The organism is Ochrobactrum soli, assembly GCF_003664555.1.
Classification (GTDB): Bacteria; Pseudomonadota; Alphaproteobacteria; order Rhizobiales; family Rhizobiaceae; genus Brucella; species Brucella teleogrylli.
Genome location: NZ_RCHH01000004.1, coordinates 18,423 through 30,792, shown reverse-complemented (window position 1 = coordinate 30,792; position 12,370 = coordinate 18,423). Strand labels below are relative to the sequence as shown.

The following is a 12,370-nucleotide window of genomic DNA, read 5'->3' as shown; positions in this document are numbered from 1 at the left end:
CAGGGCTTTGCGGTCCTGCGCTTTTGCAGCACATGGAAAACGAAAGAGCCGAAATGTCGATGCAGGCGGATACAGGGAAAAAATCGGGTGAAACGGGCCGCGAGGAAGCCGATCCCAAGCGCTCGTCCCTGTTCGTCGGATCGACCGAAAAGACATTTCAGATTCTGCAGGTCTTCGACGGGCCGCAGCGGCAGTTGCCGCTTTCGGAAATCGCAAAGCTGGCGGGGCTGGATCGCAGCGCCGCGCAACGTCTGGTCCATACGTTGGAGACGCTTGGATTTCTGCGCCGCGTCCACAATACCCGCAACTACGCCCTGACCTCAAAGGTTCTACAGTTCGCCTATAACTATCTTTCCGCCCATGAAGTCCTCCATAAGGCAGCCCCCTATCTGTTGGAGATCAGCCGCACGGTTGGGGAAACAGCCAACCTCCAGGAACTGGACGGGACCGAAATTGTCTATGTCGGACGCTTTCCGGGCCAACATCTCGTCAATGTCGATATCATGGTCGGCAGTCGCCTGCCGGCGCTTTTCACGGCATCCGGCACGGTCATTCTGTCCCACCGTTCGCCGGAAGAACAGGAAGACGTCTTCGAACGCTCTGTACTGAAGTCGCTGACGCCCTATACGGTGACGGACAAAGGCCGCTTGAAAGCCCGCATTCAGGAGGCGGCTGAGAAGGGTTATGCGATCGTCGCCAACGAAACAGTTCTCGGCGATATTTCGGTTGCCGCAGCCGTCACCGACGAACGTGGTCGCGCTGTCGCTGCTGTCAACATCGCCGCACCGACCACGCGCTGGTCACTCGAACGCGTCGAAGCCGAATTGGCGCATCATGTTCAAGTCGCCGCCACGTCGATCTCCATGTCGAAGTTTATTCGTTAAGACAAGACGCGTCGGCTCAACCGCCTCACGCATTGGAGGCTCATCCTCCGTTATGGAATGTAACGTCTTTCCGTCTGACATGGATTGAATTTTGCCTATCGATTAACAATATTGCTCAAAATACCGGCAAAAAGAAATAGCTTGACGGAATTGCGCTAAATTCAGTAATTTCTCAGTCAAATTGTTACTTGGCATTTGGGCCCTTCTCGGAATCTGAAAATTCCGGAGGGGTTTTTTTGTTTGGCTTTCTGCATGTCTCAAAACAACAAAATTGACATCCCTGTCGGCGTCTTGTTTTCGCACTCCGGTCCTTATCAAAAGCTGGGTTACGAGGGCTATTGCGGAGCTATGGCGGCGATCAAGGCCGTCAATGATCGTGCGCTTCCGTTCAATCTCGTGCCGCGCATCGCCGACCCAAGTGGTAACCCTGACCGTTATGCGCCGCTGAGCGAAGAACTGATCTCGCAAAAGGGTGTCAAACACATCATCGGCTGCACCACATCCTGGAGCCGCAAGGAAGTCATTCCCGTTGTCGAAAAGCGCGATACACTGCTCTGGTATCCGTGCGTCTATGAGGGATTTGAGGCCAGCGACCGCGTCGTTTATGCGGCGGCCTGCGCCAATCAGCATCTTGTGCCGCTGATCGACTTCATCGTTCCCCGCTTCGGCAATCGCGCCATATTGCTCGGTTCAAACTATATCTGGGGTTGGGAAACCAATCGCCTCGCCCGCGAAATGCTGAATGCCGCAGGCGGCGAGGTTCTCGGAGAGCGAGCCATTGCAATCGGTGACACGGATATCAGCCATCTCATCCGCGAAATCGAAAGCAAGAAGCCCGACTTCATCCTCAACAATCTGATCGGTGAATCGTCCTACACGTTCCTGCGCGCCTATGCAGAACTGGGCCGCAAAAACCGCGATTTCCGCACCGATGTCAGGCCGGTTCTGAGCTGCAATCTCTATGAAAGCGAGCTGGAGCATGTCGGCGATGCCGCCGCGGGCAATTATAGCGTAAGCTGTTATTTCCGCACGCTGCCGGGCGAAACCAATCGCGCCTTTCTGGAGGCCGTCAGAAGCAATGGCTTTGACGGTAGCCTATCGGCCATCTTCGCCCAGGCCTATTCCAGCGTCCTGATGATCGCCGCCGGTATTGAGCGGGCTGGCACCGACGATGTCGAAAAAGTGCTTGCCGCCGTCCAGACGCACCCCACCAGCACGCCGCTTGGCGATGTGCTGGTCGAGCCGCGAACAAACCATATCGCCCTGCCCGCGCATATCGGACGGGCCAGACAAGATTGCAGCTTTGAAATCGTGCATGAGGCCGAGGTCGCCATTCAACCGGACCCGTTCATGGCGCGAACGCATCTGCAAACATCCGCCAATCCCGGCCACCAACCCGGCTTTCTGAGGCTCGTCAAATGACTATGACAGACCCGGCCTTCACCGTCGCCAGTTGGGGCGCATTCGAAAACTGGACCGCGCTGATCGTTCATCGCCGCCACACCAATGTCGATGCGATTGTGCAGCAGTTGCGCCGCATCGGCGTGGACGCTGTGGAATGCTGGCCGGACCTGCCTGAGCACGCCGACATCTCCCGATTCAACGTCGTCTTTTTCGATGTCGATATGGGACATGACGAGCAATTTCCGTGGCCACCGCAGCAGGCGCCTGTGCCCACCGTCGCCCTGATCGGCTCGGAAGCGCCGGGCCGGATCGGCTGGGCGCTCAATCAGGGTGCCGATGCGCAGCTTCTGAAGCCGATCGGCAATGCGGGCGTCTATAGCGCTCTGGTCATCGCCATGCACAACTTTCAGCGTCGCCATGCGCTGGCAACAGAAATCGGTGAGCTGCGCGAAAGCCTTGCCGGGCGCGAAGCCATCGCACAGGCCACGGCAATCCTGATGTTCGCAGACAATATCTCCGCCAGACAGGCCTATCAGAAACTGCGCCTTGCCGCGATGGCGGAGCGCGTCAGTGTCGAAGCCTTTGCCCGGCGCTTTCTGAACGAAAAGCAGACAGGGAACGATCGTGAGCGCGCTTGACACTCTTCCGGTCGGCCAGAAAAAAGCCGAACGCGGCGTTCTTGGCCGCATCATCCGCCGACCGCTGGCCGCATTCGGCCTTGTCGTCATCGTCGTCACTGTCGCAGCCGCGCTCTTTGCGCCCTGGATCGTCCCCTTCGATCCGAACGAACAGTTCTTCGACGGGCTGACGCTGGAAGGCGCGCCGCTCGCGCCCAATCTGAAATTCTGGTTCGGCACCGACCTCGTCGGGCGCGATCTTTTCTCCCGCCTGATCTATGGTGCGCAGACATCGCTGATCATCGGCGTCGTGGCCAACGGCATTGCCGTGCTCATCGGTTCGACTGTCGGCATTTGCGCCGGGTATTTCCGTGGCTGGGTAGAAACCGTATTGATGCGCTTTACCGATCTGATGATGGCCTTCCCCGCTTTGCTGTTGGCGATTGTGCTTGCGGCAATCTTCAAGCCGAGCCTCTGGATCGTCGCAATGGTGATCGCCATGGTCAACTGGGTTCAGATTGCGCGCGTGCTCTATACGGAAACCCGATCTCTCTCGGAACGCGATTTCATCGAGGCCGAGCGCGCAATGGGTGCGGGTGCACCCCGCATCATCCTCAAGCATATCCTGCCGCATCTCTTTTCCACGATGATCGTCTGGGCAACGCTCGGTATCGCCACCACCGTTCTACTGGAGGCGACCCTGTCCTTCCTCGGCATTGGTGTGCAGCCGCCGACGGCCTCCTGGGGCAATATCATATTCGAAAACCAGACCTATTTCACGAGCGCTCCCTGGCTCGTCTTCATTCCGGGCGCGGCAATCCTGTTGCTGGCGCTGGCCTTCAACCTCGTCGGTGATGCCTTGCGCGATGTGCTCGACCCAACCCAGCAGGGACACCACTGATGCTCGCCTATATTGCCCGCCGCCTCATCCAGACTGTGATGATCCTGATCGGCATCAGCTTCGTGACCTTCATCCTGCTTTATCTGGTGCCCGCCGATCCAGCGCGCCAGATTGCCGGGCGCAGCGCCACCGCACAAACGGTCGAAAATATTCGTGAGCAGCTTGGCCTCAACCTGCCTTTCTATGAGCAATATCTGCGCTATCTGAAGGGGCTCGTTCAGGGCGATCTCGGACGCTCCTATCTGCAGAAAACCGAAGTGGCGTCGCTGATCTGGTCGCGCCTGCCCGCAAGCCTACTGCTGATGGCCGGAGCAATCTTTTCGGAACTCGCCATCGGTCTCACCATGGGCGTCATCGCGGCCACCCGGCGCGGCAGCCGCACCGACAATGCCTTGATGATCTTTTCCTTCGTCGGCGTTTCAGCACCGCAATTCGTCATCGGCATTCTGATGCTCTACGTGTTTGCGGTTAAGCTCGGCTGGTTCCCGATTGGCGGCTACGGAACGTTCATGCATCTCGTACTGCCTTCGCTGACGCTCGGCCTTCTGGGCGCAGGCTGGTATTCGCGCATGATGCGTTCCTCGCTGCTCGACGTTCTTCGTCAGGATTATATCCGCACTGCCCGCGCCAAGGGGCTGGCACGCTGGAAAATCCTGCTGCGTCACGCCATGCCCAACGCCATCCTGCCGATCATCGCGATGATCGGCATCGACATCGGCCTGTTCATGTCGGGCATTGTCGTCGTTGAAAGCGTGTTCGGCTGGCCCGGCATCGGCCAGCTTGCCTGGCAGGCAATCCAGCGTGTCGATATTCCCATCATCATGGGCGTCACGATTGTCTCCGCTTTCGCCATCGTTCTCGGCAATCTCATCGCCGACCTCATCACTCCACTGATCGATCCGCGCATCAAGCTGCGGTGAAACCAAAAGACTCCAGAGAAAGGGACACCAATGAAAAAGACTTTTCTATCCGGCATATCGGCGCTGGCGCTTGGCCTCGCCATCTCGTTCGGCGCGCAGGCCGCCGACATCAAGCAGGGCGGCTCGATGATCGTCACCTATAAGGACGACGTTTCGACGCTCGACCCTGCCATCGGCTATGACTGGCAGAACTGGTCGATGATCAAGTCGCTGTTCGACGGCCTGATGGATTACGAGCCGGGCACCACCAATCTGCGCAAGGAAATTGCCGAAGATTACACGATCTCTGAAGACGGCAAGACCTTCACCTTCAAGCTGCGCAAGGGCGTGAAGTTCCACAATGGCCGCGAGCTGACCGCCGATGATGTGAAATATTCCATCGAGCGCGTGGTCAACCCGAAAACCCAGAGCCCCGGCGCTGGTTTCTTCGGCTCCATTCTCGGCTTTGAAGATGTATCGACGGGCAAGTCCGAGGCACTTTCCGGCATCACCGTGGTTGATCCCTACACGATCAAGTTTGAACTGAGCCGTCCCGACGCCACCTTCCTGCATGTGCTGGCGCTGAATTTCGCCCATGTCGTGCCCAAGGAAGAAGTCGAGAAATATGGCGCTGATTTCGGCAAGCATCCGGTTGGTTCCGGTGCTTTCAAGATGACCGAATGGACACTCGGCCAGCGCATCGTCTTCGAGCGTTTCAAGGACTATTACAATCCGTCGCTGCCGAAGCTCGACCAGATCACGTTTGAAGTCGGCCAGGAGCCGGTGGTTGCGCTCCTGCGTCTCCAGAACGGCGAAGTCGACATTCCGGGTGACGGCATTCCGCCTGCGAAATTCATCGAAGTCACCAAAGATCCTAAGTTCAAGGACCTGATTATTCAGGGCGGCCAGTTGCACACCGGCTACGTGACCATGAACGTCAAGATCAAGCCTTTCGACAATGTGAAGGTGCGTCAGGCCGTCAACATGGCCATCAACAAGGACCGTATCGTCCGCATCATCAACGGTCGCGCCGTTCCGGCCAATCAGCCGCTGCCGCCGTCGATGCCGGGCTATGCCAAGGACTATAAGGGCTATCCTTACGATCCTGAAAAGGCAAAAGCGTTGCTTGCCGAAGCCGGTGTGCCCGATGGTTTCGAAACCGAACTCTTCGTCGCCAATACCGATCCGCAGCCGCGCATTGCGCAGGCCATCCAGCAGGATCTGGCCGCCATCGGCATCAAGGCCTCGATCAAGTCTCTGGCGCAGGCCAATGTCATCGCGGCTGGCGGCGAGCCCGAAGGCGCACCGATGATCTGGTCCGGCGGCATGGGCTGGATTGCCGACTTCCCCGATCCGTCCAACTTCTACGGCCCGATCCTGGGTTGCAGCGGCGCGGTACAGGGTGGCTGGAACTGGTCATGGTACTGCAATGCAGAGCTGGACAAGAAGGCGCAGGAAGCTGACGCCATCGTTGACCCGGCCCGCAAGCAAGAGCGCGAAGCCATGTGGCGCGATATCTATCTGAAGATCATGGACGACGCGCCGTGGGCGCCGATCTTCAACGAGGAGCGCTTCTCGGTTCGCTCCGAACGTCTGGGCGGCCCCGACGCGATCTTCGTCGATCCTGTCCACATCCCGGTCAATTACGACGAGGTTTATGCAAAAGATGTGCAATAATTGCCATTACACCATTCATGGTCGGCATCATCATTTCGGCTGGGACAACTCGTTCCGGCCGGCTGAAACGGTTGCGCCCGGCTCGACCCTGAAATTCGAATGTCTGGACAGCGGTGCAGGCCACTATCATCGCGGCAGCACGGTCGCCGATGTGTCGACGATGGACTTTTCCAAGGTCAATCCCGTTACCGGCCCCATCTTCGTCGATGGCGCCAAGCCGGGCGATATCCTGAAAATCACCATTCACCAGTTTGAGCCTTCGGGCTTCGGCTGGACGGCAAATATTCCAGGCTTCGGTCTTCTTGCTGATGACTTCAAGGAGCCGGCGCTAGCATTGTGGAACTACAATCCCACAACGCTGGAACCAGCACTTTTCGGAGAGCATGCGCGCGTTCCGCTGAAACCGTTCGCCGGAACCATCGGCGTTGCACCGGCGGAAAAGGGCCTGCATTCGGTTGTGCCGCCGCGTCGCGTCGGCGGCAATCTCGACATTCGCGATCTCGCAGCCGGAACCACGCTTTATCTGCCGATCGAAGTCGAAGGCGCTTTGTTCTCCATTGGTGACACCCATGCGGCACAGGGCGACGGCGAAGTTTGCGGCACCGCCATCGAAAGCGCGATGAATGTCGCTCTGACGCTGGATCTCATCAAGGATACGCCACTGAAGATGCCCCGGTTCACCACGCCGGGGCCAGTGACACGGCACCTCGATACCAAGGGTTACGAAGTCACCACCGGTATCGGGTCCGATCTGTGGGAAGGCGCGAAAGCCGCCCTCTCCAACATGATCGACCTTCTTTGCCAGACGCAGAACCTCAACCCCGTGGATGCCTATATGCTCTGCTCGGCTTGCGGTGATCTGCGCATCAGCGAAATCGTCGATCAGCCGAACTGGGTCGTGTCGTTCTACTTCCCGCGTTCCGTTTTCGAATAAGGCATAAGGGGGCGGCTCCGGTCGCCCTCTTCCATCACTCAGCGAGCACAAATATGAACACGCCTTCTCCGCTTCTGCAGGTAAGAGATCTGGTGACGCAGGTTGCGACACCTGACGGTGCACGCACTGTCGTCGACCGGCTTTCCTTTGATCTGCAATCCGGGGAGACCTTGTGCATTGCCGGCGAAAGTGGCTCCGGCAAATCCATGACCGTGCTCTCGCTGATGCAGCTTTTGCCAAAGTCCTTGGCGCGCGTGACCGGTGGCACCGCCATGATGAACGGTCGCGACATTCTCAAGCTCAACGAAAACCAGATGCGTAGCGTGCGCGGGCGTCATATCGGGATGATTTTTCAGGAACCCATGACCTCGCTGAACCCGGTTCTGACCGTTGGGCGACAACTGGCGGAAGCAGTCGCCAATGAAGCTGGCCCGAATGGCAGCCTGTCCAGTGCCGCGCTGAAACAGCGTTGCAAGGACTTGCTCGATCAGGTGCAGATTTCCGATTCCAGTCGTCGTTTGCTGCAATATCCATATGAACTCTCCGGCGGCATGCGCCAGCGTGTCATGATCGCGATGGCGCTTGCCCAGAAGCCCGAAATTCTCATCGCCGATGAGCCGACAACGGCACTCGACGTGACGGTTCAGTCGCAGATCCTTGCGCTCATTCGCAAGCTGCAGGCAGAGAACGGCATCTCGGTCATTCTTATCACCCATGATATGGGCGTCGTCGCAGAAATGGCAGACCATGTTCTTGTGATGAACAAGGGCAGGCAAGTGGAGCAAGGCCCGCTTCGCGATGTCTTCCATCACCCTCGTGACGAATATACGCAGCGATTGCTCGCAGCCGTACCGCGGCTGGGCGAAATGACTGGCACCGATAAGCCGAAGCGCGCGCCAGCCGAACCAAAGGCCGAGCCAGCGCCCGCTCCATCCAGCCCTATTCTCGAAGTCGAGAATCTGGTTGTTCGCTTCGACATAAAGGGCGGTATCTTGCAGCGCCCTGTTCGGCGCGTTCATGCTGTGGAGGGCGTATCCTTTACTGTCAATCGCGGTGAAACGCTGTCACTGGTCGGTGAATCGGGCTGCGGCAAGTCCACGACGGGTAAGGCCCTGCTCAATCTGGTGCCATGGAGCGGTGATATCCGCATTGACGGCAAGAGCACAAAGGGCCTGAGCCGCACGGCGATGCGGCCAGTGCTTCGCGACATTCAAATGATCTTTCAGGATCCCTATGCTTCTCTTGATCCGCGCATGCGGGTTGGCGACCTTGTGGGTGAGCCGCTGACGATCCATGGTCTGGCATCCGGCAGTGAGCTGAAAGACCGGGTCGAATATCTCTTCCGTCGCGTCGGCATGTCTGCCGACCAGATGAAGCGCTATCCGCACGAATTCTCCGGCGGCCAACGGCAGCGCATCTGCATCGCGCGCGCTTTGTCGCTTTCACCGAAGCTGATCGTAGCGGACGAAAGCGTGGCCGCTCTCGACGTCTCCATTCAAGCGCAGGTTTTAGACCTTCTGCAGGATATCCAGAACGAGACAGGCGTGTCCTATCTTTTCATCAGCCACGACATGGCGGTTGTCGAGCAGATCAGCCACCGTGTGGCGGTGATGTATGCAGGTCGCTTTGTGGAAACCGGGACACGCTCGCAGGTGTTTGAGCATCCCGCCCATGACTATACGCGTCGGCTGATGTCGGCGGTTCCCGTAGCTGATCCAGATCGTGAGCGTCGATTGTTTGTCGCCAATGAGGGAGAGCTTCCAAGTCCCGTCAAGTCGCTCGATTATGTAGCGCCACATCTTGATTGCGTGGAGCTAGGCGGCGAACACTTCGTTTGGCGGGAAGCTGTGGCCTGATGCTGGGAGCGCCCACCCATGACATTGCTTTGGGCACTGGCTTTTAGTTGAAGCGGTCAATCAGCTCTGAAATTGACCCCAATCCCAGCTGCCCCATAGCATTGATCAATTCGGCACGCAGCAATTCAGCCATCTGTTCCGGCCCCCTGGCAACACCGGCCGCAGCGACGGCGTAAAGAAAAGGACGGCCAATAAAAACGAAATCGGCTCCGCGATCGAGTGCAGAAATGATATCGGTCCCTGAGCGGATACCGCCATCCATTAGCACCGGGATCTGTCGTCCCACGGCTGCGCGAATTTCCGGCAACGCAGCTAATGGCGCCGGTGCCGCTTCGAACTGCCGTCCTCCATGGCTGGAAACAATCAGTGCATCCGCCCCTGTGTCGACAATTCTTCGGGCGTCGGACGGATTCAACACACCTTTGACGATGAATGTTCCTTTCCAGCGTCGCCGCAGGTCGCCCAGAATTGTCCAGTCGAGCCTGCCCGAAGTCTGGCGGGCCATCAATCGCGCCAGCGATGTGCCGGACTGCGACCCCGATGCATAGTTCGCAAAATTAGCAACTTTCGGTGACCCCGCACGCAACGTGGCAAGACACCAGGCTGGGTGGGTCGCAAAGCTGAAAATGCTTCCAAGACTGGGACGCAAGGGCAATGTAAAACCATTCGCCAAATCCCTCAGCCTTCTGCCGGGAGCCGGTATATCAACCGTGACGACAAGTTTTTTGATACCGGCAGATTCCGCACGATCAATCAGATTGTCCACGATAGACTGATCTTCGCCCACATAGAGCTGGAACCAGGCATCCGGGTTAACCTTGGTGATATCTTCAATGGTTGTCGATGCCGCCGTCGAAAGTACGTATGGAATGCCAAGCCGATAGGCAGTCGCTGCCAAGGCTATATCCGTTTTTGGCCACACAAGATCGGCAAGCCCTATCGGTGGAATACCAAAAGGCAAAGACTGTTCCGTACCAAAAAGGCGGCAGCTCGTGTCGAATTCAGTATGACCCCGCAGAACACTCGGCACGAGTTCCACGGCATTGAATGCAGCTTCGGCCCGACGCAACGCATTCTCGCGCCCGGCACCGCCATCGATAAAATCGAACGCTATGCGAGGCAGGCGCCGTTGAGCCGCCTGACGTGTGTGTGAAACGCCGATCAAACCCATGGCGCGTCCTCAAACTTCTTCTACGAGTGACGGTCGGCGGCGGCGCCACAAAGCGATGAGTGCAGGAATGGCAATCATCGCAATCCCGGCGGTCATAACACTCCCGACGAGCCAATTTGAAAAGAAGACTGAAAGTGACCCTTGGGAGATCATCAAGGACTGACGAAAGGCGTCCTCTGCTTTCTGACCGAGCACCATGGCGAGCACAAACGGAGCGATGGGGTAGTCCAGCTTCTTGAAGAGATAACCTACTACGCCGAATATCGCCAGCAACACCATATCGAATGATGCGCTCGCCACCGTATAGGCACCAATCAAACACACAAACATGATCAGCGGTGCCACGATGGCAAAACGGACCCGTAGAATGACAGCAAAGAAGGGAACCGTTGCCAGGGCGAAGATGACACCAATGACATTGCCGAGATACATTGAGGCAATCAAACCCCAGACGAAGTCCGTATTCTGGACAAACAGCATCGGACCGGGATTGAGCCCCCAGATCAACAGCCCCCCCATCATGACGGCAGCCGTCGCTGAACCTGGAATTCCAAGTGCCAGCATCGGCAATATTGCCGAGGAACCGGCGGCATGATCGGCGGTTTCCGGCGCGATGATACCTTCTGGAATACCGGTTCCGAATTTCTTTTTGCCGGAGCGTTGCGCGACACCATAGCTCATGAAGGAAGCCGCCGTTGGCCCTCCCGGTGTTATTCCCATCCAACAGCCAATGGCGAGGGAACGCAGATATGTTGCCCAATATCGCGGCAGCGTTGCAATCGTTTTTAAAACGCGACGGATTTCAAGCTTTGATTTCACGGAATCGAATTTCAGGTCTTCCTCCATCGTCAGCAACAGCTCTCCGATGCCGAAGAGGCCTATCACGGCAACGAGGAAGCTGATCCCGCGCAGCAGTTCAGAAAAGCCATAGGTCAACCGCACTTCACCTGAAACGGTATCCATTCCGACCGATGTGAGTGCAAAACCAAGCGCAATTACTGCAGCGCTCTTCAGCATCGACCCGGAACCGAACCCGATAAAGCAGGAAAAAGCGAGAAAATAGACGGCGAAATATTCCGCCGGTGAAAAGCTGAGCGCGAAGGAAGCAATCCAGCTCGATAAAACCGTGATCAGCGCCACCCCGCACAACGCACCGATACCTGCGGAGGAAAATGCATAGGTCAATGCTTCGGTAGTCTCACCGCGCTTGGCCATGGGATGACCATCGAATGTGGTTGCCACCGAAGATGGTTCGCCGGGGATGTTGAACAAGATCGATGTGGTCGATCCACCAAAGAGTGCGCCCCAGTACATACTGGTTAGCAGGATGATGGCCGAGACGGGCTCCATCGAGAATGTCAAAGGCAACAAAAGCGTCACGCCATTGGGCGCGCCCAATCCCGGCAAAACGCCGACGAGAAGCCCCATCATGACGCCTGCAATCATGAGGAATATATGATAGCCGCTAATAGCGATCGAAAAGCCGTGCAGAAGATTTTCGAAGTTTTCCATCATTTCCACCTCACAATCCGAGAAGAGGTTCGATCGGCCCCTTCAATAGCGGGATACGGAACCAGAACTCAAACATAACATAGAAAAGACCAACCGCGAGAAGAGCGATCAAAAGCGCATTCAAAGTCGAAGCCTTGGCTTGAAACCGGATAGTCAAAAACAGATAGATCAGGCCCGCGCAGTAGATGCCCAGAAGATAACTGGCAACGACCAGTCCTATGATGGGCAGGAAGAACGACAGGACATCGCGTGCGCCATCGAGTGTCAGAAAAACTCTGGCTCTATAACGCTCGCGTTCGAGATAGCTCGAAATCGCGATCCCCATACCGGCGAGCCCTATTCCCCATCCAAGATAGAATGGTACATAGCCTGAGTCCGGGCCACTGGATGTCCAGCCATAACCCAGACCGGCGGCACCGTAAGCAACGAGTACGCCTATAGCGACGAGCAGTGCTGCCACAAACATTTCGGCAGCAAAGCGCGTTAGCAATACCTTCCTGGTATCGTCCATATCG

At 57.2% G+C, this 12,370-nt stretch carries 11 protein-coding genes; 8 read left to right on the top strand and 3 right to left on the bottom strand.

The annotated features are described in order from the left end of the window. Positions 1–32: 32 nt before the first annotated feature. The 8 genes from D8666_RS09705 to D8666_RS09670 all read left to right on the top strand — a co-directional run bounded on the left by D8666_RS09705 (position 33) and on the right by D8666_RS09670 (position 9,172). The gene (locus D8666_RS09705) at positions 33–884 is read left to right on the top strand and encodes an IclR family transcriptional regulator (protein WP_235858921.1); all 852 of its coding nucleotides are present in this window, start codon (positions 33–35) and stop codon (positions 882–884) included. A 252-nt stretch (positions 885–1,136) separates the two neighbouring features. Continuing rightward, positions 1,137–2,306: a transporter substrate-binding domain-containing protein gene (locus tag D8666_RS09700; RefSeq protein WP_121537494.1), complete on the top strand. Its 1,170-nt coding sequence runs from the start codon at positions 1,137–1,139 to the stop codon at positions 2,304–2,306. Between the two features lie 2 nt (positions 2,307–2,308). Further along, a complete protein-coding gene (locus tag D8666_RS09695) occupies positions 2,309–2,926 on the top strand; it encodes an ANTAR domain-containing response regulator (RefSeq protein ID WP_109366253.1) in 618 nt (205 codons plus the stop codon). A gap of 49 nt (positions 2,927–2,975) precedes the next feature. Further along, positions 2,976–3,806, top strand: coding sequence for an ABC transporter permease (locus tag D8666_RS09690; protein ID WP_371830809.1), 831 nt, complete (start codon positions 2,976–2,978; stop codon positions 3,804–3,806). Next, a complete protein-coding gene (locus tag D8666_RS09685) occupies positions 3,806–4,726 on the top strand; it encodes an ABC transporter permease (RefSeq protein ID WP_040129398.1) in 921 nt (306 codons plus the stop codon). Before D8666_RS09690 ends, D8666_RS09685 begins: the two co-directional genes overlap by 1 nt. 30 nt (positions 4,727–4,756) lie before the next feature. After that, the gene (locus D8666_RS09680) at positions 4,757–6,382 is read left to right on the top strand and encodes an ABC transporter substrate-binding protein (RefSeq protein WP_121537492.1); all 1,626 of its coding nucleotides are present in this window, start codon (positions 4,757–4,759) and stop codon (positions 6,380–6,382) included. Continuing rightward, positions 6,372–7,316 carry an acetamidase/formamidase family protein gene (locus D8666_RS09675; RefSeq protein WP_109366255.1) on the top strand — a complete coding sequence of 315 codons (945 nt, stop codon included), beginning with the start codon at positions 6,372–6,374 and terminating at the stop codon, positions 7,314–7,316. Before D8666_RS09680 ends, D8666_RS09675 begins: the two co-directional genes overlap by 11 nt. A 53-nt stretch (positions 7,317–7,369) precedes the next feature. Next, complete coding sequence (locus tag D8666_RS09670; RefSeq protein WP_121537490.1) at positions 7,370–9,172, top strand: ABC transporter ATP-binding protein; 1,803 nt, start codon at positions 7,370–7,372, stop codon at positions 9,170–9,172. A gap of 43 nt (positions 9,173–9,215) precedes the next feature. Here D8666_RS09670 and D8666_RS09665 read toward each other — a convergent pair whose 3' ends face one another. Genes D8666_RS09665 through D8666_RS09655 form a run of 3 tightly spaced genes read right to left on the bottom strand, consistent with a single transcriptional unit; the run spans position 9,216 to position 12,366 of the window. Further along, positions 9,216–10,343, bottom strand: a complete 1,128-nt coding sequence (locus tag D8666_RS09665) for an alpha-hydroxy acid oxidase (RefSeq protein WP_109366257.1) — start codon at positions 10,341–10,343, stop codon at positions 9,216–9,218. Positions 10,344–10,352: 9 nt separating this feature from the next. After that, positions 10,353–11,855, bottom strand: a complete 1,503-nt coding sequence (locus tag D8666_RS09660) for a tripartite tricarboxylate transporter permease (RefSeq protein WP_121537946.1) — start codon at positions 11,853–11,855, stop codon at positions 10,353–10,355. A 10-nt stretch (positions 11,856–11,865) separates the two neighbouring features. Next, positions 11,866–12,366 (bottom strand): tripartite tricarboxylate transporter TctB family protein, encoded by a 501-nt coding sequence (locus D8666_RS09655; protein ID WP_167836055.1) that lies wholly within the window; start codon positions 12,364–12,366, stop codon positions 11,866–11,868. Positions 12,367–12,370 lie beyond the last annotated feature (4 nt).